This window comes from Achromobacter sp. (assembly GCF_032113835.1).
GTDB lineage: Bacteria > Pseudomonadota > Gammaproteobacteria > Burkholderiales > Burkholderiaceae_B > Achromobacter.
In genome coordinates this window covers 1-26,757 of sequence record NZ_DAMCTG010000025.1, presented here as the reverse complement: position 1 = coordinate 26,757, position 26,757 = coordinate 1, and the positions used below count along the sequence as shown (strand labels likewise).

Sequence of the window (26,757 nt, the reverse complement as noted above, 5' to 3'; positions counted from 1 at the left end):
GATCCGGCACGGGCGCGTTTCCAGGCGCCCGTCCCTGGGCTATTCCTTCACGTAGCAGGGATACAGCGCCTGCTGCGCCCGCGACCGGGCGGGGTCCACGTCGAACGCCACGATGGACTCCGTGTCGGTGCTTTGCGCCAGCGGATCGCCGCCCGGTTCGAACGCAAACGCCACCCCCCCGAACACCTGCCCCTCGGGCGTGCGCCCGGCACGGTTGGAACTGACGACATAGCAGCCGGACACCAGCGCGGCCATGGCGCCGGCGGTCAGCCAGCGACCCCGCGACGCGCCGCTGGCACGCGGCACGACGATCAGCTCGGCCCCGTCGCGGCCATAGCGGCGCGCGCGTTCGTTGAACATCAGCTCGGTGCAGAGCAGCACGCCGACACGGATGCCGCCCACGTCGGCGACCTCGAATCCGTCGCGCGCGCTGTGGAACCACGTTGCCTCGAAAAAACCCGGCTCCTGCGGAAAATACTGCTTGTGATGCAGCGCCGCATAACGCCCGTCCTGCAGTGCGAAGGCTTCATTGGCCAGACGCTCGCCGGCAAACACGGGGCGGGACGACACGATCGCGGGCAGGTTCAGCGCCGCCAGCGCGGCAAGGCCCGCCTCGTGCATGCGCACGGACTCGGCGGCCAGCGCGGCGTCATAGGCCGGCGACGCCGCCAGCCAGGGACCGAACGGCATTTCGTTGGTGACCAGCAGGTCGGGCGCCAATTCGTGGATGCGATCGGCGATGCCTTCCCAGTTCGCGCCTTCCGGCATCAGCCCGGCCGGGCCTTCCATCATGCAGATCCGCATCCCCGCTCCTGTCATGTCGCGCTGTTGCCGTGGCTTTGACGCGTTGTTTTCCCCACGCCCCGCACGTCAGACCGCGCGTGGCGTCATTTCAATCACGCACGCGTCAACGCCGTGTCCGGCGCTCAGGCAATACCGGCCAAGTCCGTCCCGCCCTTCGGCGTGCAGGCAATCGTAGCGCGAAGCCAACCGGTGCTCTGCGCCGTCCAGCTCAACCGTCAGGTCGGCGCCGGCATTGAACACCAGCACGCTGGGCGCGCTGCTGTGAAACACCCAGGGCTCCGCCCCGCGCACCCACTGCAGGCGGGCGTGCCACTGGTCGGGCGCGTAGATCAGATTGAAGTCGCGGATCGGGCCGTCGAGCAGGCGGCACGCCACCTGTGCATCCCCGGAGAACGCATACGCGATGCGCGGTTCCAACGGCGGCTGGCGCTGCCCATCCACCGTCAGTTCGATGCCGCGGCCTTCCAGCACGGTAATGATCCGTTGATATCCGCCAAAGACGGAAAAGCCGCCATCCTGCGCGACGTCGGCCAGCGAAAGACGCCAGCCGAACGACGCCGTATGGCCGCCCGGATTGCAGGCAATCTCCTGCGTCGTGCCCCCGCCGTTGCGCCACGGCATGCGGGGATAGTCCGCGGCCCGGTACAGCCGCACGTCGGAGGGATTCATGGTCAGTCCTGTAGGGTCGGGCGGAAGACAGGCGGAATTATAGGTGCCGCCTGGACGCGCCGCTTCGGAATCCGTATACTCCCCCCCTGTATCGAATCGGAGCCTGCCGTGCCGCACTCCCCAGAAGAAAAGAAGCGCGTTGTCACCCGCCTGCGCCGCATTCAAGGGCAGGCGTTAGCATTGGAACGCGCGGTGAACGAAGGCACGGAATGCGGCGCGCTGCTGCAGCAGCTGGCGGCGTTGCGCGGCGCCACGAACGGCCTGATGGCCGAAGTGCTGGAAAGCCATCTGCGGGAAACCTTCCTGCAGTCTACTCAGGCGAATCCGCCCGACCCCAGGCCCGAGACCGAATCGCAGATCGATGACCTCATGCGCATCGTCCGTTCTTATCTGAAATAACCCCCTCTACGTGGAGCATCGCTATGAAATCACGCGCAGCAGTCGCATTCGGCCCCGGCAAGCCCCTGGAAATCGTTGAAATCGACGTGGCGCCCCCGCAGCGCGGCGAGGTGCTGGTGCAGATCACGCACACGGGCGTCTGCCACACCGACGCCTTCACGCTGAGCGGCGACGATCCCGAAGGCCTGTTCCCCGCCGTGCTGGGCCACGAAGGCGCGGGCGTGGTGGTGGAAGTGGGCGAAGGCGTGACCTCGCTGAAACCCGGCGATCACGTCATTCCGCTCTACACGGCCGAATGCCGCGAGTGCAAGTTCTGCCTGTCGGGCAAGACCAACCTGTGCCAGAAGGTGCGCGCCACGCAGGGCAAGGGCGTCATGCCGGACGGCACGTCGCGCTTCAGCTTCGAAGGCAAGCCGCTCTATCACTACATGGGCTGCTCGACGTTCAGCGAATACACCGTCGTCAACGAAATCTCGCTGGCCAAGATCAACCCTGCCGCCCCGCATGAAAAGGTCTGCTTGCTGGGCTGCGGCGTGACCACCGGCATTGGCGCGGTGCACAACACCGCCAAGGTCAAGGAAGGCGACACGGTCGCCGTGTTCGGGCTGGGCGGCATCGGCCTGGCGGTCATCCAGGGCGCAGTGCAGGCCAAGGCCGGCCGCATCATCGCCGTCGACACCAACCCGAACAAGTTCGTGCTGGCCAGCGCCATGGGCGCGACCGACTGCATCAACCCCAAGGACTACGACAAGCCCATCCAGGAAGTCATCGTCGAACTGACCGACGGCGGCGTGGACTTCTCGTTTGAATGCATCGGCAACGTGCACGTGATGCGCGCCGCGCTGGAATGCTGCCACAAGGGCTGGGGCGAAAGCATCATCATCGGCGTGGCCGGCGCCGGTCAGGAAATCAGCACGCGTCCGTTCCAGCTGGTGACGGGCCGCGTGTGGCGCGGCTCAGCCTTCGGCGGCGTGAAGGGCCGCACGCAGCTGCCGGGCATGGTCGAAGACGCGATGAGCGGCAAGATCGACCTGGATCCCTTCGTCACCCACACGCTGCCCCTGGACCGTATCAACGAAGCCTTTGATCTGATGCATGAAGGCAAGTCGATCCGGACGGTGATCCACTACTGACGTAAGCGTTCTCGCGGTAGACGCGTTCGGTATTGCCGACGAAGGTCGCCAGCGAGAACTCCTTGAGCGCCGTGCTGCGCGCATCCACGCCCATGGCGTGCAGCACGCCGCGGTTCGCCAGGATCGCCGACAGCGTCCGGGCCACCGCTGCCGGGGACTCGGGCGGCACGATCCAGCCGTTGCGGCCCTCGGTCACGTTTTCGGGCAGGCCGCCCACGGTCGTCACGATGACCGGCTTGCCCGCGGCCATCATCTCGCGGCAGGCGAAGGAAATCGTCTCCACGCGGGTCGACAGCACAAATCCCACATCCAGCGCCGCCAGCACCGGCTCGACATTGTCGAGCATGCCGGTGAAGACCACCTGATCCTGCATGCCCAGCGCGGCGACACGGTCCAGCATTTCATCGCCCGGCATCGCCCCGGCGATCAACAGCGCGACCTGCCTGCGTTGGGACTCGGGCAGCAGCGACACGGCGGCCACCATGGCGATCCAGTTCTTGTAGTCGGCCGTGCCGGCGTTGCTGCCGATCACCAGCCGGTCACGCAGCGCCGGCGGCAGGAAGCGGGCGCGCGCCTTCGCCGTTTCGGCATGGCAGGCGGGACGGTACTTCGCGGTGTCCACGCCGTTGTGCACCACGCGCAGGTCTTCGTTTCGAAACACCGACTGCCGCATGCGCCGGAAGGTATGGCTGCAGACGCAGATGACGCGATTGGTGCCCCACTTGGCGCGCAGGCGAGCGCCAAAGCTGCTGGGGTCGCGGTCGTTGTGCTGCGTGTACACGATGAAGGGACGCTTGCGGCCCATCCCCACCGTCGCCAACATGCACAGCCGATGATCGGCCGAGCCATTGACGTGGATGACGTCGAATCGCTCCTGCCGCACCAGCGCGCGCAGGCGGCGCAGCGCGGCCAGTTGCTCGAACACGTTGCCCTTGAACTCGAGATCGATGGTGCGCAGGCCGGGCTCGGCCTGCGCTTCGGCCAGCAGCCGGCTCTTGCGCGGCGCGCCAACCGTGACCTGCGACTTCTGGCACAGGATGCGCGCCAGCGACATCACGTAGGTCGTGTGACCGCCGCCGTCGCCCTGGTGGAAATTGGTGTAGAGGATCTTCATGATTCGGGACTCGTCAGCACTTGCGAAGGGGCCTGCAGCAGGCAGCTCCAATGGCGCTTTTCAAATACGTCGTCGCCCAGCCGGCTGAGCAGCGACAGGTTGTAGACCTGGATTTCCCGCGCGCGCAGCAGCTTGCCGGCCTGCCGGAACGCGGGTTCGATATGTCCGGCGAACTGCCGGTCCAGCGCGGTGGCCAACTGCGCGCCAGTGCGCTCGTAAAAGCGGGGGCCCGCCGTGGCCGACAGGTCCAGCCCGTGCAGATAGACCGTCCTGGCGCCCAGCCAGGCCAGGAACTGCAGGGACGTGTAGGCCACCGTCCCGCCGCCGAACAGGCCGCGGGCGGGGTTCAGGCTGAAGCCGTGGGCGTGCATCGGATGGTGCGCGTCGAACAGCACCAGTTCCTGATCGCCGCCCAGTTGCGCCTCGAGTTCCTGCGGTTGCGGGCGCGGCCGCTGGGCGCGCTGATGCACTTCCTCGAACAGCGCGATGCGGCATCGCACCGACCGATGGTCGAACAGCAGCGCAATCCAGCGGTAGACCTCGGGCGTCACGAAGAGGACCAGGTCCTGCGCCAGGACTTCAGCCACGAGGTCGCGGCGACTTTTGACGAAGCCCGCGTCCAGCATGGCGTAATAGTGAAAGCGCAGCGCCGGATGCCGCGCGCGCAGGGCGATCGAGCCGTTCACGCCCATGACGGTGCTCATCCTGCATTGGGCGTAATCGATCTGCGCGACGGAAGGGCCGCTGAGAATCAGGTGCGCATCACCGTCGATGCCGCGAGGCAAGTGGTCCAGCGCCACGGTGGCCGGGCCGCGCACACCGAGCAGGTCGCAACCGGCCAGCCGATCCGATCTGTCGCGCCGCACATTCACGAATGGCCACAGCGTCTCGTTGTGGCGATCCGCCTTGGGTCGCGTGTGACGGTAGAAATAGCGCAGACCCTTGTTCAAGGGACGTGAGCGCAGCAAGCGGGGGACGAGCGCAAGTTGGTGCATGTGGGATTGCGCGGGTACCGCGGCTTGGCCTGACAACGGCCTGATTCTACGCAGCGCCCCCAGGCCGAAAAGCGAGGGGATTATGTGAGATGTAACGCTTTAGAAGCCCGCATTTATCCGCCCCCAAATATGCATTTCGGCCATCGGCGCCGCTTTCGGCCTGCGCCAGAACGCGTCCGCGCCCACGAGGCCGCGCCATCGCAGTGGCGCCCCGCATCATGCCGATGATGTCCCCCAGACGGACGAGGCGTTTGCTGCCGATTACGTTTTGCGCCAAAGAAGACGTCGTCTGATATCGTTCGAACCATTGCCTTTTCGCTTTCCACGTCCCCCCATGAGCGCCATCCGCCCCGACCACCCCGACCTGCAGGACGCCATCGCGGATGCCATCAGCACCGCCACGCGCGGCGCCGGCCGCGTCAACATCCTGGTCGCCGGCAAGACGGGCGTGGGCAAGAGCACGCTGCTCAACGCTGTGTTTCGCGGCGATCTGGCCCGGACGGGCGCGGGCAAGCCGGTCACCCAGACCACGCAGGAATTCACCCGGCCGGGCCATCCGCTAACCATCATCGACACACGCGGCCTGGAAGTCGGCGACTACGAGGCGTCGCGCGCGCAGCTTGCCGAGCTGATCCAGGAACGCTCGGCGTCCGACGACCAGGACCGGCATCTGCACGTGGCGTGGCTGTGCATCCAGGACAGCAGCCACCGCGTCGAGGACGCGGAAATCGAACTGTGCGACATGCTGGACAAGGCCGGCATCCCTGTCGTTGCCGTGCTGACCAAGGCACGCAAGAACAGTCCCTTCGTCGAAGACGCGCGCAAGCTGTTGCCGCGCGCCCGGCAGGTCGTGGCCGTGCGCGCGCTGCCGGAATGGATCGACGAACTGGACGCCGAACTGCCGCCCATGGGGCTGGACCGCCTGATCGAGGTGACGGCCGAACATGTGCCCGAGGCGCAGCAACGCGCCTACGCCAACGCCCTATCCACCCGCAACAAGAAGGCCCTGGAAGTAAAAAAAAAGCGGGCTGAGATCGAAGTGAACGTGGCCGCGGGCTTGGCCGCCTCGGCCGCTGCCGCGCCCATTCCGTTCTCCGACGCCTTCGCGCTGGTGCCGATCCAGGTCGGCATGATCGCGAAGATCGGCATCACCTTCGGCATGGAACTGAATACGACCGCGATCACCACGCTGGTCACGTCCACGCTGGGCGCATCCGCCGCCACGCTCATCGGGCGGTCGGTCGTCTCGGGCATGTTGAAGTTCATCCCGGGTGCGGGCAGCGCCGTTGGCGGCACCATCGCGGCCACCACGGCCGGCGCCATCACCAAGTTGCTGGGCAATGCCTACATCGCGGTGCTGCACGACTTCTGCCTGAAGAATCCGGGCAAGGACATCGACGTCCCGATGATCGCGCAGGCGCTCAAGCAACGCGTCAAACTTTGATCGCGAACCGATGCAATTAAATGCGTTTGTGCGACACGATTCGATAGATTGGTCTTTTTCGTGACAGTAAGGTAAATATTGCCGGCTTCACGACGTAAATCCGTATAACCCCTCTAGTCATTCAGGGCAGATCCGCGCAGGCGCGTTGCCCGACAACGCGGCCAGTGCAAGCCCGCCGCATCCAATGATCCTCGCCAATTCCGACGTCATGTACCGCCACCTGGTGCAAGGCGTCGTCGACTACGCCATCTACATGCTCAATCCGGATGGCACCGTCGCCAACTGGAACGCCGGCGCGCAGCGCGCCAAGGGCTACACCGCCGCCGAAATCGTCGGCCGCCACTTTTCCTGCTTCTACACCGAGGAAGACCAGGCACGCGGCGTTCCGCAGCGCGGCCTGGCCACCGCGCGCGAAACCGGCAAGTTCGAGGCCGAAGGCTGGCGCGTGCGCAAGGACGGCACGCTGTTCTGGGCGCACGTCGTCATCGATGCCATCCACGACGACACGGGCGCGCTGATCGGCTTTGCCAAGGTCACGCGCGACAACACCGAACGCCGCGAACGCGAGCAGCAGCTGTTGAAGGCCAAGCAATTGGTCGAGCACTACAACAGCGAGCTCGCGTCCATGTCGACCTTCCTGCAGGCGGTGGTGTCGCACATCCCCTCCTGCGTGCTGGTGCTGGATGCCGTGTCGCGCCAGTTCCTGCTGGCCAACCGGCAGGCCGAGGAAACGTTTGGCGGCAAGCCGGGCGGCCTGCAGGGCAAGACCGCGCAAGAAGCCCTGCCCGAACTGGTATGCGCGTTCTTTGACCGCCTGACCAACGACGCGCTGCGCTCGGACGGCGCCATGCGCGAAGAGGAAGAGGAACTGGCCACCGCGCGCGGTCCGCGCACGCTGCACACCAAGACGCTGGCGTTTCACAGCAACGACCCGCGCTCGCGCTACGTGCTGCTGATCGCGGACGACGTGACCGACGAGAACGCCGCGCACGCGCAGGTGCGCTACATGGCGCACCACGACACGCTGACGGGCATGCCCAACCGCCGCCTGTTCCGCGACCGGCTGCTGAGCGCGCTGGGCGCCAGCCGGGACCGCTCGACCGCGGTGCTGTGCCTGGACGTGGACAACTTCAAGAGCGTGAACGACACGCTGGGCCATCAGTCCGGCGACGAACTGCTGCGCCTTCTGGCCAAGCGCCTGCCCAAGCACCTGCGCGAACAGGACACGCTGGCGCGGCTGGGCGGCGACGAATTCGCCGTGGTGCTGCCGAACATCGCCGAACAGGACGACGTGCGCAAGCTGGCCGAGCGTCTCATCGAGGCGGTGCGCCAACCCTTTGAGATCGCGGGGCACACCGTGCCCGTCAGCATGAGCATCGGCATTGCCATATCGGAATCGCAGTCGCTGTCGGCCGACCACCTGCTGCGCTACGCCGACATGGCGCTGTACGAGGCCAAGCGCAACGGCCGCAACTGCCTGGCGTTCTTCGAGCCGGAAATGGAAGCCGCGGCGCTGCGGCGCCATGAGGTCGAGATGGATCTGCGCCAGGCGATCATCTCGCATCAGCTGCAGCTGTATTACCAGCCGATCATGGACGTGAGCCACGTGCGCATCGTGGGCCGCGAGGCGCTGATGCGCTGGCAGCATCCCAAAAAGGGGCTGATCATGCCGCAGGACTTCATTCCCATCGCGGAAGAAACCGGCCTGATCCACGAACTCGGCGCCTTCACGCTGCACGAGGCCTGCGTCGAAGCCATGCGCTGGGACGACCATGAAACCGTGGCGGTCAACCTGTCGGCCAGCCAGTTCACCAACGGCGCGCTGGTGTCGCTGGTGGAGTCCGCGCTCGCCAAGTCCGGCCTGCCCGCGCGCCGGCTGGAACTGGAGATCACCGAATCGGTGCTGCTGACCAATTCCTCCGGCAACCTGGCCACGCTGCACCGCTTGAAGGAACTGGGCGTCAAGGTGGCGCTGGACGACTTCGGGACGGGTTATTCGTCGCTGGGCTACCTGCGCACCTTCGAGTTCGACAAGATCAAGATCGACAAGTCGTTCACGCAGGACGTGGAATCCAGCCGCGAGGCGCTGGCCATCATCCGCGCCATCAACGGCATCGGCCGCAGCCTGGACATTCCCACGACGGCCGAAGGTGTGGAAACACCGGAGCAGCTGGAACGCCTGACGGCGGAGGGCTGCTCGCACTTTCAGGGGTATCTGCTGGGCCGCCCGGTGTCGCACGGGGACGCTACGCCAGCGTGGACCGGCCCCGGCTCGCCCCCCCTGAAATAAGACGTCTGCGGCGCGCGCCGCAGACCTATACTTTGAAAACACCGGCCGCGATGCGACGCGCCATCGCGCCGGTGTGTTGCGCCTGGCGCGCCGGCTGTTCAAGCACGCAATGCCTATGCAGGCATGCGCGGGGAGAGCCCCATGACACGCAAGTACATCGATTGCCGCGAGTATCCGAGCGAGATGAACTGCTCGGTCGCCTTGTCCGCGGACTCGGACGAGGAATTGCTGGAAGCCGCGGTGCAGCACGCCACCACGGTGCACAAGCACGCTGACTCGCCGGAACTGCGCTCGCAGCTCAAGTCCCTGTTCCACAACGGCACACCGCCCGCCGAAGCGCCCCGCCGAGGCTGACGGCAACGCCTGCGGGCGCGCCGGGCCGGGGATATTCCTCCGGCACGGCGCGCCCGCCTCCCATTTCCGTATTTCGAAGGCGTCACGCTGACCGCGCGCTACACGTTCTGACCGGCCTCGGCGACCCAGCACAGCGTGTTGACCAGCGCCATCTGTTCCGGCGTCTGGCAGCGCACCGACAGCAGGGCGGGGCTGGCGACCAGGATCGCCAGCGCCTTGGCGCGCGACACCGCCACGTTCAGGCGGTTCCTGCTGAACAGGAATTCCATGTCGCGCGGCATGGTCTCGCCGCTGGAGGTGGCCATGGAAATGATCACCACCTGCGCCTCCTGGCCCTGGAACTTGTCGACGGTGCCTACCCGCGCGCCCTCGGGCAGCGCCTGCCGCAGCGTGTTGACCTGCACGTTGTAGGGCGCCACCACCAGCACGTCGTCGGGCGTCATCAGCACCGCGCGTCCGCGCTTGTCCAGATAGCGCTGCCGCATCAGGCTGGCGTACAGCGCGGCCACTTCGCGCGCCTCTTCGTCGCTGGACTGCGCGTTGCCTTCGTGCACGACCGGCACGTAGCGGATGCCGCTGGCAGCCAGCGCCTCCGCCGCATCCGCGCTCAGCACCAGGCCCTGTCCCGCCGCCGATTCCGCGGCCCGCAGCCGGCCGTCGTAGATGGCGTCCGAAATGAAGCCGCAGATCGCCGGGTGCATGCGGTATGACGTGTCCAGGAAGATGCCGCGGTCGGCGGCGATGGTGGCGTGGCCGTTCAAGAGGTATTCCAGCGTGGATTCGCCCGAGCGGCCGGGGTGCGTGCCCTTGGTCGGCTGGCCGAGCTGCATCTGGTCGCCCAGCAGCACGATGTTGCGCGCGCATTGGCCCAGCGCGACCAGATTCGCCAGGCTGACCTGGCCGGCTTCGTCCACGAACAGGTAGTCGAACTGCTGCTGGAAGTCGGCGCGGCTGAACAGCCACGCCGTGCCCGCCACCAGTTGATGGCGCGCCAGGTCGATCTTGTCGTTGGCAAAGACGTCTTCGATGAAGTCGCCGTTGAAACAGGAGTCGTCGCCCTCCTTGCCCGACTTCTTGGCGCCGGTGAACGCCAGGCCCGCCTCGCGCGCCGCCGTTTCCAGGCCAGATAGCAGATTGTTGATGGCGTGATGGCTGTTGGACGTGACCGCGATGCGCTTGCCCTGGCGCAGCAGGTTCACCAGCACGCGCGAGCCGGTGTAGGTCTTGCCCGCGCCGGGCGGGCCTTGCAGGAAGAGGGTGGTCTCGTCCATGCGGCCGACGATATCCACGACCTGATCCAGCAGATTCGCGCCCGGGTCGGCCAGCGGGGTCCCGGGCGGCACGCCGCCGATGCGCGGCGGCTCGTGCCGCAGCAGCGCATCCACCGCGCGAAACGGCGTGCTGGCGCCATCATCCGATGCGAGCAGCGCGTCGCCGTAGCGGAACATGGCGTTGGCCAGCTCATCGATGCTGACCGGCCTGCCCGGCCCGAGCGACAGGCGCTGCGGCGGCGTCGCCTTGCGCGACATGGTGAAGGTGGCGACGCCAGCCGTTGGATCCACCGTCAACCGGCTGATCGCCGGCCCGCCGCGCACGTCCGTACAGGCCGCCCCGGTGCGCAGCTTGGTCTGCTGCGCGGGAAAGCGGTAGGTGTAGCGCAGCGACTGCGCCACCGCTTCCGGCGCCACGGTGTCGTCCCGCACCAGTCCGCCCAGGCATTCGTTGTCTTCCACCAGCTCGGCATCGGTGGCCTCCATGCGGGCGAACATGGCCCACCATTCCGGCTTCTGTTCGCGGCGATGAAAGTCCAGCAACTGATAGACCAGCGCGCGAAAGCGATCGCGGTCGGACCAGTCCAGCTCGTCGGGGGGCAGCGGGCCGAGCAGCGCGGCGCGGTACGGCTCCAGACGCAGCTCGGCCGCGGTCTTTTCGCCGACCTGGAAGCGCGCGGCGTCGATCTGCTCTTGCGTGTCGCGGCGATTCGCCCACGGCATGCCGTCGGGACGCAGCGCGCACAGCCATTCGCGCAGCTTGTAGGTGGACAGCACGTCGTCGCGGTTGTAGTCGGCGATGTCCTGCAGCAGTTGCGCCTCGCCGGTGCGCTTCCAGCGTTCGTAGTAGACGATGCTGGCGCCCGCGTTGGTCACGCCGCCCTCGCGCTGCGGCAGGTAGAAGTGTTCGATGTTCTTGATCGAGTAGCCGGGTTCTGACACGCGCACGCCTTCGCGCACGACCTGGTACAGATCCACCAGCTTGTTCATGCGCAGCAGGTTGTCGACCTCGGCCTCGCGCGTGGCGTGCACGGACATCAGCTTCTTGATCGCCGTCGTCTCGTAGGGCGCGTAGTGGTAGATGTGCGCATCGGGATGGCGATGCAGGCGCGCCACGACGTAGTCGATGAAGGCCTCGAAGGCCAGCTTCTCTTGGCCGCGGTTATGCGCCCAGAACGGCACGAAGCGCTCGTGGCCGTCGTCGATGACGTACAGGCCAAACAGATATTCCAGTCCGCCTTCCTCCAGCGGATCGCCTTCCATGTCGAAGAACATGTCGCCCGCGTCCGGCTGCGGCATGCGTTCGAAGCCGCGCAGCGCCGTGTCGTCGGGGTCCTTGGCGATGCGATCCCAATGGCGGCCGCCGTCGGTCCGCGCGCGCAACTGCAGCGCCGCCTGCGCGCGCAGCTTGTGCAGGATGGCGGGTTCCAGGCGCGTGACCGCGGCATCCGGCGCCAACGTGCCCAGTTGTTCCAGCGTGCGGATGCCCTGCGCGTTCAGCTTGCGGATCTGCTGCCGCGTGATGTTGGCGACCAGCGACAGGTGATCGTCGTCCGCGCGCCGCGCCTTGCACAGCGGATCCCAGCGGCACTGGGCGCACTTCTCACAGGGGTCGGGATAGGTGGACGCGGCGCTGCGCTGATCGGCGTGCGCCTCGAAGCGGCGCATGACCTGGCGGAAGTAATGGGCATAGTCGGCCACGCGCAGGGACACCTCGCGGCCGCTGCCCAGCACCACGTGCATGTGCAGCGGCGCCGCGCCCTGTTCCAGGCCCAGCAGCCATGAATAGAACGAGAGCTGGATCGCGAATTTGGCGCGCGCCGACCGCGCCAGCTTGGTGTCGCTGGCCTCGTAGCTGTAATCGCCCAGGCGCGAAGGGCGTCCGGTCTTCAGCAGGAAGTCGGCATGGCCGATGTACTGGCCGTGGCGAAACGCCGCCTGGTAGATGACATCCGCGCCATCGGCCATGGCCTCGCGCGTGCGGGCCAGACGCACGGCCAGCCCGTCGCCCGCGTCGCTGACGTCCACGATTTGCCGGCCGCTGGCGCGCAGCCGTTCTAGGTATGCGCGCTCGTGGTCCAGCCCTTTCTGCTGAATCAGTTCAAGCTGTTCGTCCTCTTGCGCGGCCGGCAGCGGCGATTCAAGGTTGAGCAGATCGAGCGTGGTGAGGTGCTCGCATTCCAGGAAGCCGACCAGGTCGGATGCGGAAAACAACAGGCGGTCGCCGGTCTTTTGCATGGTGGGGAAATGCCGGGTCGAGATTGCGGAGGCCAAGAATAGCAAATGGCGATTCGGACATTATCAGGCCGAATATTCCCGCGTAATCGCCTGAAATCCGTTCCGATTAATTCAACCCTCAAATGTCCAAATGCGGTTTCATAATCCAGGCTGTTTCAGTAAATGGAAGCGACATGCCCGGTTTGTTCGATACGTTTATCTGCAGCCTTGGCCGCGACGCGGCTCTTTCAGACGGCGGGCGGTTTGCATGAAACTTCGCACCCTCGATATTTCCGATTCCCTGGTGCAAACGCTGCGCGCGGCGCGCCTGATCGTCGTGCTGACCGGATCGGGCCTGAACCCGGCCAGCCGCCTGCCGCAAAGCCGCGACGGCATGCGCGGTCTATGGGCGCGCTACGATGCCGCGGCGCTGGCGACTGCGGATGGGTACCGCGACGATCCGTCGCTGGTGTGGGCCTGGCACGAGGAAAGGCGGCGCCGCGCGCTGCTGGCCACGCCCAACGCCGCGCACCGCGCCATCGCCGCGCTGGCCGAGCGCGTGCCGGGCACGTTTGTCGTGACGCAGAACGGCGACACGCTGCACGAACGGGCGGGCAGCCCGCGCATCCTGCATCTGCAGGGCCGGTTCGACCAGCCGCGCTGCTCGGGCTGTGGCATGCCGCATACGCTGACCGCTCCGCCGGAAAAGTCCTCGCGGCACGGCCCGCATCCGGCGCCCCCCGCCTGCCGCATCTGCGGCGACCTGGTGCGCCCGGGCCGGCTGTGGCACGGCGAGGCGCCCGCGCCCGCCGTCTGGCGCGTCGCCAAGGGGCTGGCCGCCAATGCCGATCTGGTCGTGACGGCCGGTACGTCGTGCCAGACGTCGGCGGCGGCCGAACTTTGCTACGAGGCCGTGGGGTGTGGCGCGCAGCTTGTGCAGATCAACCCCAATCCGACAACGCTGGATCGCGTGGCGACGCACAGCGTCCGGGGTGCGGCCGACAAAGTGCTGCCGCTGCTGATCGCGCGCGCCTGGCCCGCCGATTGAAAGCGGGCCGGCGCGCTAGAGGTAGCGGCGCGCCAGTTCGCGGGCCTCTTGGGCGAAGCGGTCGCGGATGTCTTCCGGTTCCAGCACCTCGATCGAGGACGCGTGCCCGTGCAGCAACTGCCACAGCATGACCGACGGGCGCACGGTGGCGGTCAGCGTGAAGCCGCGCTCGTCCTCGTCGATCAGCTGGTCCGCCGACAGCCAGAATTCGCGCAGCGGATGACGCTGGCGCCGGCCATCGTCCAGCACGGGTTCGGCGGCGTGCAGGCGAATCCGGGTTTCCTCGCCCGGATCGAAGTTCAGGGCTTCCTCGCGCCGCACGTAGTCCTGCAGATCGAACGTGGGATCGATGTCCGCCGCCTCGTCCAGCAGCCGGACCTCGGACAGCCTGTCCATCCGGAACAGGAACCGCTTGCCGGGCTGACGCACGCCCCACGCCACCATGTACAGCACGCCCGCGCGGTCGACCATCGCCAGCGGCGTCATGACATACAGGCGGTCGGCGGGCGTCTTCTCGCCGAAGGGCGTGTTGCGAAACGACAGCTTGCGGTTGTAGTACAAGGCGCCGCTGACCTGACGGTAGACCTCGGCAGGCACCGTGGGCAGCACGGTGGGGTGGGTGCCGTCGATGCGCAGGATCTTGCGCGCCCAGTCATGCGCCGGCCCGATCGTGGGCTGGGACCGGTGCGTTTCCAGATAGCGCCAGGCGCTGTCGAAGGTGGTTTCCAGATCGTCCAGCACGACGGCGGGCAGGTGGCGGTCGGCCACCTGCTTGAGCGCGCACATCGCCATCGCCATGTTCGCGTTCATGTTCTGGATGTGGAAGTCGGCGCGCTGGATGGTGCGGTACCAGAGCTTGCCGCGCGTGGCGCCCACGCTGCCGACACTGTCCAGCTTGAGCAGCGTGCGGCGGATCTGCTTGTCGACGGGCACCGGGTTCTGCAGCACGGCCAGCCGGTCGCGGATTTCCGCCATGCCCATGCCCTTCGCCATCGCATCGGTTTCTTCGTTCTGGACATACGGCAGGATGCGCAGCAGATTGTCGACGAGCGTCTGGTTATGTCCCATGGCAGATACAGCAAATTAACCCGTTAAATACCGCCCGCATTCTATCTGTAAAACCAGCTAATAATGATTTTCCGCATTCCGGATAATGCGGCCGGCGTCATCGCATCGGACGCTCCGCATTATGTCGGTTGTCGCAAAAATAAAATGGACATACGACAACCGGTCCGCCGGCGGTCAATCGGCCACGATGTCGGCAAGCGGAACCGGACGGCCGAACAGCCAGCCCTGGCCGACCGCGGCGGGCTGGCGGGCCAGCAGATAACTGGCCTGCGCCTCGGTTTCAACGCCCTCGATGATGAGGTTGATGCCCAGTTCCCGGGATATTGCGATGACGTGGTCGACGATCAGGGTGCCCGCGTCCTCGGCGCCGATCGCGCTGGTGAAGCTGCGGTCCAGCTTGATGGCGTCGGCCTGCATTTCGGCCAGATAGTTCAGGTTGGAATGGCCCGTGCCGAAATCGTCGATGAACACCTTGAAGCCCTTGCCACGCAAGGCCTTGACCATCGCCAGCACGTGGCCGTCGGACAGCGGCGTGCCTTCGGTGATCTCCAGCGCCACGTTGCCGGGCTGCAGACCGCGCTCGCTGACGACGTCCAACAGGAAATTCCGGTAGCCCGCGTCTTTCAGGTCCGCCGCCGACACGTTGATGCTGACATAGAGGGCGGGGTCTGCGCGCAGGCGCTCGTGCAGGTCGCGCAGCGCCTGCGACGTCACCAGCCGGGACAGCGCGCGGCCCAGCCCCATGGCTTCGGCCAGCGGCACGAACAGGAGGGGCGACACGTCGCGGCCACGGGCGCGCCAGCGCGCCAGCGCCTCGAAGCCCGCCAGTTGCCGCGTGGCGAGCTGGCGCAGCGGCTGGTAGTGGACCTGGATGTCTCCGCCCAGGATGGCCTTGCGCAGCTCGCTCTTGGCGCTGCCCGCGTGCATGCGCCACAGGACGCAAAGGCCCGCCAGAAAGGCAAGGGCCAGGGCGCCGACCACGGACAGGACCATCGCCGGAAGCTGGAACCACGCGTCGGACCGCAGCCGCGACACGACGCAGATGTCGGGGCCGCCGTCCGGCGCGCACAGCGAAGCGCGCCGTTCTGGCGCGAAACCCTGGTCGTCCACGTTCTCGCGCGGCATGTCCAGGTCGTGCGCACGGCCGAAGCGCCGGTACACATGGTCGCCGTCCCGCGTCACGATCTTGGCGTCGATGCCTGAGCCCGGTTCCGGAAAGCCGTCGAACGCGCCCGGCGCGGTGAATACGATGATGTCGCGCATCGCCGCCATGTCGCCGATGATGCGGCGGTCGACGATATTGGCAGCGCCCACCCAGAGCTGCAGCCCGCTGGCCAGCGTGAAGGCCGGCGGCGGCAGGGTCAGCGGATCGGGCAGCTTGCCCCAGGCCGCGGAACAGCGCAGCATGCCGCCCAGCGTGCGGCCGATGTCCCGGATATAGGTGGAATTGAAGAGCAGCACGCGCAGGGTCGCCACGTCCGCTTCGGAACACAACGCGCCGCCTTGCGTGGCCGCGGCCATGAGGCGATGGCTTTCCTGCGCTACGCGCAGCGCGTGCGCAAGCAGCCGGGCGTTATGCCCGGCTAATTTGTCGTCGGCCTGGTTCAGTTCGATCTGGCGTCCAGCCAGCACCCCCGCGAGGAATCCAAGCGCCGACAACAACAACACAAAAGCCGCAATTCTGGAACGTGACATGGGGGACCGGTGCACATGGGCGGCGCGTTGCATGCAAATCTGCGCGTAAGGCAATGTAACCGAACTTCCAAGGGCTTAAACCGCAAATTCGCCCCTCCTGACCCGCTAATTGTGGCTTTCGGAAATAGAAGCGTTGCTAGGAAAGCCGGCGGGCGATCCGCGCCAGGCGGCCCCCGCGAGACCGGATCTACGGGGAAACCCGATATAAAACTTTGCGCGACGCCCATGATCCCGCGTTATGCACAGGGGGGTTGGCAGTGGCGCGGCTTCTCGGGTTTTCCCATGCAGATCAGTGGGTTGCGTGCCTGGACGCGGCCGGCGCAGTGCGCCGCCAGGCGGGCGGACCACAGTTTCGGATCGGACCGCACGCGGGCATGCTTGCGCCTTCGGCCTTGAACGCGCCCCCCGCGCGACGGCCCCCCGCAAGATTCTGGAGACTTTCGTGAACCCCTCATCCCCGTCCCGCAAAATGGGTCTGGCCGTCGCCCAGATGGGCGCGGTCAATCTGGCCGACTCCCGCGCGGTGGTCGTGCGCCGCCTCGTCGAGATGATGCGCGAGGCCGCCGCCCGCAAGGCCGAGTTCGTCGTGTTTCCCGAACTGGCGCTGACGACCTTCTTTCCGCGCTACTGGATGGATGACGCCGAAGCGGTGGAGCGCTATTTCGAAAAAACCATGCCCAACGCCGACGTGCAGCCACTGTTCGACACGGCGCGCGAGCTGGGCATCGGCTTTTACCTGGGCTACGCCGAGCTGACGCCGGAAGGCCGTCAGTTCAACACGGCCATCCTGGTGGACCGCAGCGCCAGGATCATCGGCAAGTACCGCAAGATCCACCTGCCGGGCCACTCGGACCACAAGGTCGACGCCCCCTTCCAGCATCTGGAAAAGAAGTTCTTCGAAGTCGGCGACCTGGGCTTTGGCGTGTGGGAGACCAACGACGTCAAGATCGGCATGTGCCTGTGCAATGACCGCCGCTGGCCCGAGACCTACCGCGTCATGTCGCTGCAAAGCGCCGAACTGATCGTGCTGGGCTACAACACGCCGTCGCTGAACATCCACTGGAACGAGCCCGCGCACCTGCGCACCACCACGCACGAGATCGTGCTGCAGGCCAGCGCCTACCAGAACGCGGTGTGGATCGGCGCGGCGGCCAAGTGCGGGCACGAGGACGGCCATCACATGATCGGCAGCTCGATGATCGTCGCACCGTCCGGCGAGATCGTGGCGCGCGCCAGCGGCGAGGAAGACGAAGTCATCACCGCGCGCATCGACCTGGCGCTGGGCCAGACCTTCCGCGACCACGTCTTCAATTTCGCCAAGCATCGCAGCCCGCATCATTACAAGCTCATCGTCGAGCGCACCGGCGCGGGCGATCCGCTGCCCCGGCCCGACGTCGACTGACGCAGTTCGCCTGCGGTAAACGACCCATTGCCCGCGACATCGCGGGCAATTTCTTTTTGGCGGCCGCGCCCCGCACGCTGCTAGACTGCCCGAGGCCCCTTGATTGACCGACCCTGCAGGCAACGATCCGATGCGCTTAATCGACACCGAACAGACCCGCAACGCCCTGTCCTTCGACACCGTCATCCCCGCCCTGCGGGACGCCTTTCGCGAAGATGCCACGGTGCCCGCCCGCCACGTCCACGCCATCCAGTCCGGCAACGCGCACGGCACCTCGCTGATCATGCCGGCGTGGAGTGATCGCGGGTACTTTGGCGTGAAGATCATCAACATCTTTCCCGAGAACACGCATCAGGGCCTGCCGGGCCTGCACGCCACGTACAACCTGTACAGCGCCACCACGGGCGTGCCGGTTGCGCAGGTCGACGGCGATATCGTCACCGTGTACCGCACCGCAGGCGCGGCCGCGTTGGGCGCGGACTACCTGGCGCGCGCCGATGCCCGCACCCTGCTGATCGTGGGATCCGGCCGCATCGCTGGCTTGGTGGCGCAAGCCATGCGCACGGTGCGCCCGATCCAGCGCGTGCTGGTGTGGAATGTGCGGTCCGCGGGCGCCGAGACGTTGGCGGCCGGCCTGCGCGAGCAGGGCTTCGATGCGCAAGCGGTCACTGACCTGCAGGCAGCCGCTGGCCAGGCCGACATCGTCAGCTGCGCCACGCTGTCCACCGAACCGCTCATCCGTGGCGCGTGGCTGCGTCCCGGCACGCACCTGGACCTGATCGGGAGTTTCAAGCCGGAAATGCGCGAGACGGACCCCGCGTGCTTTGACGGCACGACGGTCTACGTGGACACGGACGAGGCGCCGACCAAGTCCGGCGACCTGCTCTCGGCATTCGACGCCGGCGTGCTGACGCGCGAAGACATTAAAGGCAACCTGCACCAGCTGGCCAAGGGCGAACGCCCCGGCCGAAGCAACGATCAGGAGATCACGGTGTTCAAGGCGGTCGGCAGCGCGCTGGAAGACCTGACGCTGGCGACGCTGGTGTATGAAGCCGTGAAGGAATGATGGCAGGTGGTGCTTTACCCATAAATCAAAGGAGACAACGCATGGCGCAGGCACGTTCCATCCAATTGACCGAGTTCGGCGGCCCGGAAGTCATGCGGCTTGTCGACGCCGACCTGCCGCCCCCGGGGCCGGACGAAGCGCAGCTGCGCCAGACGGCCATCGGCTTCAACTACATCGACATCTATCAGCGCGCTGGCAAGTATCCGCTGCCCACGCCGACAGGCCTGGGGCATGAGGCCGCCGGCGTGATCGAAGCGGTGGGCGCAGGCGTGACGGACCTGCGCGTGGGCGACCATGTCGTCTACATGAACGCGGGCGTGGGCGCCTACGCCGACCGGCGCAACGTGCCGGCCGCCAAACTGGTGAAGATCCCGGCGGGCATCTCCGACGAAGACGCTGCCGCCGTGTTCTTCAAGGCCATGACGGCGCAATACCTGGTCAAGAAAACTTATGCGGTCCAACCCGGCGACATCGTGGTGGTGCACGCGGCCGCAGGCGGGGTCGGACAGATTCTGAGCGGCTGGGCGCATGCGCTGGGCGCCCGGGTCATCGGCACGGCGGGCTCGGCCGCCAAGTGCGAGGCCGCGCGAGCAGCCGGCTGCGATGTCGCCATCGACTACACGCAGGAAAACTGGGTGGAGCAAGTTGTGGCGGCCACGGGCGGCAAGAAAGCGCGGGTCGTCTACGACTCCGTGGCCCGGCACACGTTCATGGGGTCGCTGGACTGCGCCGCGCCGTTCGGCATGGTGGTGCTCTTTGGCGCGGCATCCGGCCCGGCCCCGGCCATCGATCCGGAACTGCTGAACAAGAAAGGCTGCCTGTTCCTCACGCGCCCGTCCGTATTTCCGCACAACGCCGACACGCAGACGTTCCGCGCCAATGCGGCGGACGTTTTCGACGCCATGCGATCCGGCGCGGTTCGCGCGGCCATCGGGGCGCGCTATCCGCTGGAACAGGTCCAAGACGCCCACCGCGCCGCTGAAAGCCGCGCGGTCACCGGCGCCATCGTCATCACCCCCTGATCGGCGGCGCGGGGGCCGGCGCCACGCGAAGGTCAGGCCCCCGCCAGCTCCGCCGGCAGATGCTCGCGCATGATCTCGATGAAGCGCCGCAGGCGTGCCGGCTGAAAGCGCGACGGCGCATAGACCAGGAAGACGGGCAGGGCATCCGCGCGCCATTGCGGCGCCAGGTGCACCAGCCGGCCGGCGGCCAGGTCGGCCTGCATGGCCCAGGCCGATCCCAGCGCAACGCCCAACCCCTGGATGGCCGCGTTGCGCAACGCATGCAGGCCGTCGGTGGACAGGCGCGGCTGGATGTCGAAGCACTGCCTTTCTCCGCTGCCGCAATGCGTCAGGCTGACCTCGGTGCGATAGAAGGTGCGCAACGCCAGCCACGGCAGGCGCGCCAGGTCCGAGGCGTCCTGCGGCACGTCACCGCCGGCAAGCAGGTCCGGCGACGCCACGACGATGCGCGGCACCTCTCCCAGCTTCACGGCGATCACCGACGGATCCGTCAGGGCGCCCACACGGATTGCGCAATCGACGTTTTCGGCGATCAGATCCGGCATGCGGTCGTGCAGCAGCCACTCCACCCGCATGTTCGGATAACGCTTCAGGTACTTGGCCAGCGGCTCGATGAACTGATCCTGGCCGAAGACGTGCGGCGCCACCACACGCAGCATTCCGGCCGGATCGTCGTCCGCGCCGCGCACCTCGCTCTCGAAGGACTGCCAACTGGCCAGCAGCTCCTTGCCCCGCTCGTAGCAGCGCTGGCCGTCTTCGGTCAGGCGGATGGCGTGGGTGGAGCGCTTCAGGAGCCGCACGCCCATCGTGCGCTCCAGCAGTTGCAGGCGGCGGCTGACGGTGGGCTGGGTGCCGCCCATCTGGGCGGCGGCGGCGGACAGGCTGCCGGCCTCGACGATGCGCACGAAGGTTTCGATCAGCAGCATGCGGTCGGTGCCGGCTGCGGCAGAAGGGGCGGGGGTGGTCATACGCCTATCGTATAACGCATGTACCCGAAGGTCGGCTACCAAAACCTCGGCGGCAAGCCCAGAATTTGCCCCGTACTCAAAGCCACCGGACACCACCATGTCATCCCCCACTTCCCACCCCACCCTATCGCGCGGCCTGGTCTTCCTGCTGGCCGTGGGCGCCGGCCTGGGCGTCGCCTCCCTTTATTACAGCCAGCCGATGCTCGGCGTGCTGGGCGCGGACATCCATGCCAGCGCCGAAACGCTGGGCTGGATTCCGACGCTGACGCAGCTGGGCTACGCCTTCGGCATCCTGATGCTGGCGCCGCTGGGCGACCGCTACGACCGCAAGCGCATCATCCTGATCAAGGCCGCCGTGCTGAGCCTGGCGCTGCTGCTGGCCGGCGCGTCGCCCACGATCGGCCTGCTGCTGGCCGCCAGCTTCGCCATCGGCCTGTCCGCCACGCTGGCGCAGGACATCGTGCCCGCCGCCGCGCACCTGGCCCCGGCCGACCAGCGCGGCAAGATCGTCGGCACCGTCATGACGGGCCTGTTGCTGGGCATCCTGCTGTCGCGGGTGGTCAGCGGCTTTGTGGCCGAGCAGTTCGGCTGGCGCATGATGTTCGCGGCCGCCGCCGTCAGCATCGTGGCGCTGGGCGCGGCCCTGTGGCGCGGCCTGCCGCGCTTCGAGCCGTCGACGCGGCTGGCCTACAGCGCGCTGCTGGGTTCGCTGCTGACGCTGTGGCGCCAGCACCCCGGCCTGCGCCGCGCCGCCACCGCACAGGGTCTGCTGTCCTTGGGCTTCAGCGCCTTCTGGTCCACGCTGGCCGTGATGCTGCACGACGCGCCGTTCCATCTGGGCGCGGGCGCCGCCGGCGCGTTCGGTCTGGCCGGCGCCGCAGGCGCCCTGGCTGCGCCGCTGGCCGGCCGCGTCGCCGACACGCGGGGTCCGCTGGCCGTCGCCAGCCTGGGCGCCGGCCTGACCATGGTGTCATTTGCCGCGATGATCTTCCTGCCGTTCCTGCCCACGCATGCCGCGCTGTGGCTGATCGGCGGCGCCGCGGTCGGCTTCGACCTGGGCATCCAGACCTCGCTGATCGCGCATCAAAGCATCGTCTACGGCATCGATCCGGCCGCCCGCAGCCGCCTTAACGCCATCCTGATGACGGGCGTCTTCATCGGCATGGCCGCCGGCGGCGCGCTGGGCAGCCTGGCGCTGGCCCACTGGGGCTGGACCGGCGTGACGCTGACCGCAGCCGGCGCCGCGGCCGCCGCCCTGGCCCTGCGCCTGTGGCCCGCCAACAACCGCAATGGCGAGGCCAGCCGCTACGCGGCGTGAGAATCGGGCCGGCGTCTCGCACGCCGGCCCGATCCGCTACACCAGCACCGACACGGTCTGCGTGTTGGTGTATTCCAGCAGTCCGTCCAGCGCGTTTTCCACCCCCACGCCGGACTGCTTGTGCCCGCCAAAGGGCACGTCCGGCGACATGACGTGGATGTGGTTGATCCACACCGTGCCGGTCTCCAGCCGCCGGGCTATCGACTGCGCCAGGGCCACATCCCTGGACCACACCGATCCTCCCAATCCGTACTCGGTGTCGTTGGCCCGGCGGACAACCTCGTCGATGTCGCGGTACTTCAAGAGCGGCAGCACCGGCCCGAAGGCTTCTTCGACCACGCTGCGCGCGTCATCGGGCGGATTGTCCAGGATGGTGACGGGCACGAAGTAACCCTTGCCCTCCGGCACCTCGCCCCCCGTCAGGAAGCGCACGCCGGTCCGATGCGCATCGGCGATCAGGTCCTTGACGCGCTCGAACTGCGCGCGGTTCTGGATGGGGCCAAGTCCCGTACCAGGCTGCGAACCGTCGCCCACCACCACGCTGGCCGCCTCGCCCGCGAGCGCGTCGGCGAAAGCGTCGTAGATGGACTCGTGCACATACAGCCGCTTGGTCGCCAGGCAATACTGCGACGAATTGCGGAAGGCGCCCCAGAACAGCTTGGCGGCCGTTTCCTTGACGTCGGCGTCGGGCAGCACGATGGCCGCGTCGTTGCCGCCCAGTTCCAGCGTCACGCGCTTCAGCCGGCTCGACGCGCTTTGCATGACGCGGCGGCCGGTCACCGTGGACCCGGTGAAGGCGATCTTGTCGATGCCGGGATGCTCGGTCAGCCACGGGCCGAGGCGGTCTCCGCCGCTGACCACGTTCAGCACGCCGGGCGGCAGCAGGCCGCGAAACAGTTCGCCCATCTTCAGCGACGTGAGCGGCGTGTACGGCGAGGGCTTGAGCACCACCGTGTTGCCGGCCAGCAGCGCCGGCGCGATCTTCCAGATGGCCAGCGTCATCGGAAAATTCCACGGCGCAATGGCGGCGACCACGCCAATGGGCACGCGACGCGTTTCGAACCGATGGCCCGCGCCGCTGTCGTGATGCTCCACCGGCAGGTCGCGCGCGGCAAAGGCGCGCAGCCATGCAACGCAGCGGCCGACCTCGGCGCGCGCGTCCGCGTGCGGCTTGCCTTGCTCGCGCGTCAACAGCCGCATGAAGCCGTCTGCGTGCTGCTCGAGTTGATCGGCCATGTTGCGCAGCGCCGCCTGGCGCTCGCCGATGGGCCGGTCGCGCCACGGCCCGAAGGCCGCGCGGGCCGACGCGATGGCGGCATTCAACTGGTCCAGCGACGCGTCGGGCGCGGCCGCGATGCGTTCCTCGGTGGCGGGGTTCAGCACGTCGAACGTCTGCGGCGACGTTTCCGCGCGGCCGTTCACCGTCATCGTGTAATCGGAATCCAGATTGAGACTCATGGTTGTGTTGCCTGTTCAAGAGTGACCGGGGAAGCTTCAGAAGCCGTGCCATCAGCGGGCGTGAGCAGCAGCCGTCCCACCACGCGGCCCGCGGCCAGATCCGCCAGCGCGGACTGCGCACCGTCCAGGCAGCGGCACGCGGTGGGAATGGCGATGGGCTTGCGTTCGCGCACCAGCGCCATCAACGCCTTCAATTCATCGAGATTGCCGATGTACGAGCCTTCGATGCTGATGGCGCGCATGGGCACCAGCGCGGGCGACAGGGACAGCTCGCCGCCGAAAAGGCCCACCAGGATGAGCTGGCCGCCTTTGGTCAGCAGGTCCAGGCCCAGTTGCACGGTGCTGGCGGCGCCCACGCAGTCGATCACGGCCCACACCGCGCCCGCCGCCTGCCGCACCTGCGCGGCGGCATCGGCTGCGCCGGCGTCGATGGCCGCATGCGCACCCGCGGCCAGTGCGGCGCCCCGGCGCGCGCCGTCCGGCTCCACCACGACGACGTTGGCGCAACCCAACGCGCGCAGCAGCGTGACGCCCATCAGCCCCAGCCCGCCCGCGCCGATCACCACCACCGATTCCTCGGCCAGCACGTCCTCGGGAATCTTGCGGATGGCGCTATACGTGGTCAGGCCCGAGCACGCATAGGGCGCGGCCTGCTCGGGCCGCAGATCGCCGATATCGACCAGATAGCGCGCGTGCGGCGCCACGATGTGATCGCTGTAGCCGCCGGGGCGGAAGATGCCCAGAAAGCGCGGCGACGCGCACAGGTTCTCGCGGCCGCGGCGGCACACCTTGCAGTCGCCGCAGCCGATCCACGGGTACACCAGATAGCGCTGCCCCGGCCGCACATCGCCGGGCGCGTCCGGTCCCACGGCCACCACTTCACCCACGGTCTCGTGGCCCAACGTCAGCGGCAGCGACACGCCGCGTTGCTGCATGCTCAGCCGCTTGCTGCCGCCCAGGTCATACGAGCCTTCCCAGGTGTGAATGTCGGTGTGGCAGACGCCCGCGGCCAGCACGCGCAGCAGCACCTCGCTGCCCTGCGGCGCGGGCGTGGGGCGTTCGGCGCGCGTCAGCGGTTCGCCGAACGCCGTGACCTGATAGCTGATCATTCCGCGCCTCCGGACTTGGCCAGCGCGCAGCCGCCCTTGTCGAGCGGACGGAACGCCACGTTGCCGGGAATCACCGCGACCTGCTTGTACAGGTCCCACTCGCCCTTGGAGTCGGCGGGCTTCTTCACTTCAAACAGGTACATGTCGCGCACCACGCGGCCGTCCACGCGCAGCTTGCCGTCCTTCGTCATGAAGTCGTTGATCGGCATCTGGCGCATCTTGGCCATGACGGCGTCGGCGTCCTTGGTCCCCGCGGCCTTGACCGCGTTCAGGTAGTGCGTGACGGCGCCATACGTGCCCGCCTGTGTCATCGTGGGCTTGCGGCCGACCTTGTCCTGAAAGCGCTGCGACCACGCGCGCGTGGCGTCGTTCTGGTCCCAGTAGAAGGCTTCGGTCAGGAGCAGCCCCTGGCCCAGCGGCAGGCCGATGGATTTGACGTCGGACAGGAAGGCCAGCAGCGCCACCAGCCGCTGCGAGCTGCCCGGCCGGCCGATGCCGAAGTCCGCGGCCTGCTTGATCGCGCTGATGACATCGTTGCCGCCCAGCGCCAGGCCGATGATGCCGGCCTTGGAGCTTTGCGCCTGCAACAGGTACGAACTGAAGTCGGGCGTGTTCAGCGGCGAGCGCACCGCGCCCAGCACCTTGCCGCCGTTGCGTTCGATCACCGCCGACGCATCGCCCTGCAACGCGTAGCCGAACGAATAGTCCGCCGTCATGAAGAACCAGTTCTTGCCGCCCTGTTCCGTGACGGCCGCACCGGTGCCGTTGGCCAACGCGTAGGTGTCGTAGGTCCAGTGCACCGTGTAGGGCGAACACGCCTTGCCCGTCAGTTCGGACGTGGACGCGCTAGTCACCATGACCACGCGCTTCTTTTCGCGGCCCAGTTCGCTGATCGCCAGCGCCAGCGCGGACGTCGGCAGGTCGGTGATCATGTCCACCCCATCCTGGTCGAACCAGCGGCGCGCGGCGGCGCTCGCCACGTCCACCTTGTTCTGCCCGTCCGTGAAGACCAGCTCGATCGGCTTGCCCAGCACCGAGCCGCCGAAGTCCTGCACCGCCATGCGCGCGGCCTCGACCAGCCCCTTGCCGCCGATGTCCGAATACGCCGAACTCATGTCGGCCATGATGCCTATCTTCACGGGGGCCGCCGCGTTCTGCGCGTGCGCGCCGCTTGCGGCCAGGATCGCGCCCGCCAGCGCGAGCGTCAGTTTGGGGATTGCCATGGACTTGTCTCCGTTATCGGTTTACGCCGTCTTTGCGGCGGTGTGCGTATTGCTCCGGGGAGCGTCCTTTTGTATCGTAGGCACGCGATTTCGCCTTCGTCCAAAGCGACGATTTTCCAGCGCCGCGCGGGTTTTCCCGCGGCCCGCGCAGAACCGCAACTCCACACAGGCACTCATGCGTCATTCGTTCTCGATGGAACACGCGCTGGCCAGCGGCAAGCTCAACGCACCGGCCGCGCATGGCGATCACATCGCCCGGCTGGCGCTGTGCGAGCAGATCTGCCGCCCCGACGGGCCCAAGGTGGTGGTGGCGCGCGGGCCCGCCGGCTACGGCAAGACCACGCTGCTGGCGCAATGCCAGGCGCGCTTCCAGGCGCTTCCCATGCGCACCGCCTGGCTGACGCTGGATCGCGCCGACAACGATCTTTCCCGCTTCCTGCGGTGCCTGACCGCGGCGCTGGGTTCGCTGGCCGGCGCCGCGGGCCTGCCACCCGGCGGCCACGATTCCGAAGACACCCTGGCGCTCGCGCTGGTCGAGGCCGTGGCCACCCACCGGGGGCCGTTCGCGCTGGTGCTCGACGAGTTCGAAGCCATCACCGCGCCTGCCGTGCTGGACCTGGTGCAGGACCTGATCGGCCGCCTACCCGCGCAAGGCCGGCTGCTGATCGGCTCGCGGCATTCCCCGGGCCT

General features: G+C 67.5%; 22 protein-coding genes. 11 read left to right on the top strand and 11 right to left on the bottom strand.

Annotated features, from left to right (window positions below):
• Positions 1 to 39: 39 nt before the first annotated feature.
• Together RT697_RS11525 and RT697_RS11520 are read right to left on the bottom strand one after the other, a co-directional pair.
• Positions 40 to 804 carry a carbon-nitrogen hydrolase family protein gene (locus RT697_RS11525; RefSeq protein WP_313698973.1) on the bottom strand — a complete coding sequence of 255 codons (765 nt, stop codon included), beginning with the start codon at positions 802 to 804 and terminating at the stop codon, positions 40 to 42.
• 66 nt (positions 805 to 870) lie between these two features.
• The gene (locus RT697_RS11520) at positions 871 to 1,473 is read right to left on the bottom strand and encodes a HutD family protein (protein ID WP_313698971.1); all 603 of its coding nucleotides are present in this window, start codon (positions 1,471 to 1,473) and stop codon (positions 871 to 873) included.
• Positions 1,474 to 1,581: 108 nt separating this feature from the next.
• Between RT697_RS11520 and RT697_RS11515 the strand changes: the two genes are divergently transcribed.
• Together RT697_RS11515 and RT697_RS11510 are read left to right on the top strand one after the other, a co-directional pair.
• Positions 1,582 to 1,872, top strand: coding sequence for a metal/formaldehyde-sensitive transcriptional repressor (locus RT697_RS11515; protein ID WP_175123774.1), 291 nt, complete (start codon positions 1,582 to 1,584; stop codon positions 1,870 to 1,872).
• 23 nt (positions 1,873 to 1,895) lie between these two features.
• Positions 1,896 to 3,005 (top strand): S-(hydroxymethyl)glutathione dehydrogenase/class III alcohol dehydrogenase, encoded by a 1,110-nt coding sequence (locus RT697_RS11510; protein ID WP_313698969.1) that lies wholly within the window; start codon positions 1,896 to 1,898, stop codon positions 3,003 to 3,005.
• Here the strand turns inward: RT697_RS11510 and RT697_RS11505 are convergent.
• Positions 2,944 to 4,119: a glycosyltransferase family 4 protein gene (locus RT697_RS11505; protein WP_313698967.1), complete on the bottom strand. Its 1,176-nt coding sequence runs from the start codon at positions 4,117 to 4,119 to the stop codon at positions 2,944 to 2,946. The genes RT697_RS11510 and RT697_RS11505 overlap by 62 nt on opposite strands.
• The gene (locus RT697_RS11500) at positions 4,116 to 5,114 is read right to left on the bottom strand and encodes a hypothetical protein (protein ID WP_313698965.1); all 999 of its coding nucleotides are present in this window, start codon (positions 5,112 to 5,114) and stop codon (positions 4,116 to 4,118) included. Before RT697_RS11500 ends, RT697_RS11505 begins: the two co-directional genes overlap by 4 nt.
• 334 nt (positions 5,115 to 5,448) lie before the next feature.
• Between RT697_RS11500 and RT697_RS11495 the strand changes: the two genes are divergently transcribed.
• The 3 genes from RT697_RS11495 to RT697_RS11485 all read left to right on the top strand — a co-directional run bounded on the left by RT697_RS11495 (position 5,449) and on the right by RT697_RS11485 (position 9,202).
• Entirely contained in the window at positions 5,449 to 6,558 is a 1,110-nt protein-coding gene (locus RT697_RS11495) for a GTPase (RefSeq protein ID WP_313698963.1), read from the top strand.
• 184 nt (positions 6,559 to 6,742) lie between these two features.
• On the top strand, positions 6,743 to 8,848 hold the full coding sequence (locus RT697_RS11490) for an EAL domain-containing protein (RefSeq protein ID WP_313698961.1): 2,106 nt from the start codon (positions 6,743 to 6,745) through the stop codon (positions 8,846 to 8,848).
• Positions 8,849 to 8,989: 141 nt separating this feature from the next.
• On the top strand, positions 8,990 to 9,202 hold the full coding sequence (locus tag RT697_RS11485) for a DUF1059 domain-containing protein (RefSeq protein ID WP_056565214.1): 213 nt from the start codon (positions 8,990 to 8,992) through the stop codon (positions 9,200 to 9,202).
• A 98-nt stretch (positions 9,203 to 9,300) separates the two neighbouring features.
• On the opposite strand, the gene RT697_RS11480 is transcribed toward RT697_RS11485, so the two are convergent.
• A complete protein-coding gene (locus tag RT697_RS11480) occupies positions 9,301 to 12,711 on the bottom strand; it encodes a TM0106 family RecB-like putative nuclease (protein WP_313698959.1) in 3,411 nt (1,136 codons plus the stop codon).
• Positions 12,712 to 12,958: 247 nt separating this feature from the next.
• Here RT697_RS11480 and RT697_RS11475 point away from each other — a divergent pair, with 247 nt between their 5' ends.
• On the top strand, positions 12,959 to 13,738 hold the full coding sequence (locus RT697_RS11475; protein ID WP_313698958.1) for a Sir2 family NAD-dependent protein deacetylase: 780 nt from the start codon (positions 12,959 to 12,961) through the stop codon (positions 13,736 to 13,738).
• A 15-nt stretch (positions 13,739 to 13,753) separates the two neighbouring features.
• Here the strand turns inward: RT697_RS11475 and RT697_RS11470 are convergent, their stop codons facing one another.
• The gene (locus RT697_RS11470; RefSeq protein ID WP_313698957.1) at positions 13,754 to 14,806 is read right to left on the bottom strand and encodes a WYL domain-containing protein; all 1,053 of its coding nucleotides are present in this window, start codon (positions 14,804 to 14,806) and stop codon (positions 13,754 to 13,756) included.
• A gap of 174 nt (positions 14,807 to 14,980) precedes the next feature.
• Positions 14,981 to 16,501, bottom strand: a complete 1,521-nt coding sequence (locus RT697_RS11465) for an EAL domain-containing protein (protein ID WP_313698956.1) — start codon at positions 16,499 to 16,501, stop codon at positions 14,981 to 14,983.
• A gap of 469 nt (positions 16,502 to 16,970) precedes the next feature.
• Between RT697_RS11465 and RT697_RS11460 the strand changes: the two genes are divergently transcribed.
• The 3 genes from RT697_RS11460 (at position 16,971) to RT697_RS11450 (ending at position 19,991) form a co-directional block, all read left to right on the top strand.
• Positions 16,971 to 17,903, top strand: a complete 933-nt coding sequence (locus RT697_RS11460; protein ID WP_313699017.1) for an N-carbamoyl-D-amino-acid hydrolase — start codon at positions 16,971 to 16,973, stop codon at positions 17,901 to 17,903.
• 130 nt (positions 17,904 to 18,033) lie between these two features.
• Positions 18,034 to 18,969 carry an ornithine cyclodeaminase family protein gene (locus RT697_RS11455; RefSeq protein ID WP_313699016.1) on the top strand — a complete coding sequence of 312 codons (936 nt, stop codon included), beginning with the start codon at positions 18,034 to 18,036 and terminating at the stop codon, positions 18,967 to 18,969.
• A 41-nt stretch (positions 18,970 to 19,010) separates the two neighbouring features.
• A complete protein-coding gene (locus RT697_RS11450; protein WP_313698954.1) occupies positions 19,011 to 19,991 on the top strand; it encodes a quinone oxidoreductase in 981 nt (326 codons plus the stop codon).
• Positions 19,992 to 20,023: 32 nt separating this feature from the next.
• On the opposite strand, the gene RT697_RS11445 is transcribed toward RT697_RS11450, so the two are convergent.
• Entirely contained in the window at positions 20,024 to 20,959 is a 936-nt protein-coding gene (locus RT697_RS11445; RefSeq protein WP_313698952.1) for a LysR family transcriptional regulator, read from the bottom strand.
• Between the two features lie 97 nt (positions 20,960 to 21,056).
• Between RT697_RS11445 and RT697_RS11440 the strand changes: the two genes are divergently transcribed.
• The gene (locus RT697_RS11440) at positions 21,057 to 22,277 is read left to right on the top strand and encodes an MFS transporter (protein ID WP_313698950.1); all 1,221 of its coding nucleotides are present in this window, start codon (positions 21,057 to 21,059) and stop codon (positions 22,275 to 22,277) included.
• 36 nt (positions 22,278 to 22,313) lie between these two features.
• Here RT697_RS11440 and RT697_RS11435 read toward each other — a convergent pair whose 3' ends face one another.
• From RT697_RS11435 to RT697_RS11425, 3 genes are read right to left on the bottom strand one after another with little or no spacing between them, the layout of a single operon-like run.
• Entirely contained in the window at positions 22,314 to 23,735 is a 1,422-nt protein-coding gene (locus RT697_RS11435) for an aldehyde dehydrogenase family protein (RefSeq protein WP_313698949.1), read from the bottom strand.
• Entirely contained in the window at positions 23,732 to 24,844 is a 1,113-nt protein-coding gene (locus RT697_RS11430; RefSeq protein WP_313698947.1) for an alcohol dehydrogenase, read from the bottom strand. The genes RT697_RS11435 and RT697_RS11430 overlap by 4 nt, the downstream gene beginning before the upstream one ends.
• Positions 24,841 to 26,067: an ABC transporter substrate-binding protein gene (locus tag RT697_RS11425; RefSeq protein WP_313698945.1), complete on the bottom strand. Its 1,227-nt coding sequence runs from the start codon at positions 26,065 to 26,067 to the stop codon at positions 24,841 to 24,843. Before RT697_RS11425 ends, RT697_RS11430 begins: the two co-directional genes overlap by 4 nt.
• A gap of 175 nt (positions 26,068 to 26,242) precedes the next feature.
• Here RT697_RS11425 and RT697_RS11420 point away from each other — a divergent pair.
• Positions 26,243 to 26,757: AAA family ATPase (locus RT697_RS11420; protein WP_409517426.1), on the top strand; the 515-nt coding region annotated here is incomplete at its 3' end.

Excerpts from the sequence above, each read along its gene's own strand:
- RT697_RS11510 (WP_313698969.1), top strand. The coding sequence starts at position 1,896 with ATGAAATCACGCGCAGCAGTCGCATTCGGCCCCGGCAAGCCCCTGGAA.
- RT697_RS11485 (WP_056565214.1), top strand. The coding sequence starts at position 8,990 with ATGACACGCAAGTACATCGATTGCCGCGAGTATCCGAGCGAGATGAAC.
- RT697_RS11465 (WP_313698956.1), bottom strand. The coding sequence starts at position 16,501 with ATGTCACGTTCCAGAATTGCGGCTTTTGTGTTGTTGTTGTCGGCGCTT.
- RT697_RS11500 (WP_313698965.1), bottom strand. The coding sequence starts at position 5,114 with ATGCACCAACTTGCGCTCGTCCCCCGCTTGCTGCGCTCACGTCCCTTG.
- RT697_RS11495 (WP_313698963.1), top strand. The coding sequence starts at position 5,449 with ATGAGCGCCATCCGCCCCGACCACCCCGACCTGCAGGACGCCATCGCG.
- RT697_RS11470 (WP_313698957.1), bottom strand. The coding sequence starts at position 14,806 with ATGGGACATAACCAGACGCTCGTCGACAATCTGCTGCGCATCCTGCCG.
- RT697_RS11455 (WP_313699016.1), top strand. The coding sequence starts at position 18,034 with ATGCGCTTAATCGACACCGAACAGACCCGCAACGCCCTGTCCTTCGAC.
- RT697_RS11435 (WP_313698949.1), bottom strand. The coding sequence starts at position 23,735 with ATGAGTCTCAATCTGGATTCCGATTACACGATGACGGTGAACGGCCGC.
- RT697_RS11505 (WP_313698967.1), bottom strand. The coding sequence starts at position 4,119 with ATGAAGATCCTCTACACCAATTTCCACCAGGGCGACGGCGGCGGTCAC.
- RT697_RS11475 (WP_313698958.1), top strand. The coding sequence starts at position 12,959 with ATGAAACTTCGCACCCTCGATATTTCCGATTCCCTGGTGCAAACGCTG.
- RT697_RS11430 (WP_313698947.1), bottom strand. The coding sequence starts at position 24,844 with ATGATCAGCTATCAGGTCACGGCGTTCGGCGAACCGCTGACGCGCGCC.
- RT697_RS11520 (WP_313698971.1), bottom strand. The coding sequence starts at position 1,473 with ATGAATCCCTCCGACGTGCGGCTGTACCGGGCCGCGGACTATCCCCGC.
- RT697_RS11450 (WP_313698954.1), top strand. The coding sequence starts at position 19,011 with ATGGCGCAGGCACGTTCCATCCAATTGACCGAGTTCGGCGGCCCGGAA.
- RT697_RS11525 (WP_313698973.1), bottom strand. The coding sequence starts at position 804 with ATGCGGATCTGCATGATGGAAGGCCCGGCCGGGCTGATGCCGGAAGGC.
- RT697_RS11445 (WP_313698952.1), bottom strand. The coding sequence starts at position 20,959 with ATGACCACCCCCGCCCCTTCTGCCGCAGCCGGCACCGACCGCATGCTG.
- RT697_RS11480 (WP_313698959.1), bottom strand. The coding sequence starts at position 12,711 with ATGCAAAAGACCGGCGACCGCCTGTTGTTTTCCGCATCCGACCTGGTC.
- RT697_RS11490 (WP_313698961.1), top strand. The coding sequence starts at position 6,743 with ATGATCCTCGCCAATTCCGACGTCATGTACCGCCACCTGGTGCAAGGC.
- RT697_RS11460 (WP_313699017.1), top strand. The coding sequence starts at position 16,971 with ATGGGTCTGGCCGTCGCCCAGATGGGCGCGGTCAATCTGGCCGACTCC.
- RT697_RS11440 (WP_313698950.1), top strand. The coding sequence starts at position 21,057 with ATGTCATCCCCCACTTCCCACCCCACCCTATCGCGCGGCCTGGTCTTC.
- RT697_RS11425 (WP_313698945.1), bottom strand. The coding sequence starts at position 26,067 with ATGGCAATCCCCAAACTGACGCTCGCGCTGGCGGGCGCGATCCTGGCC.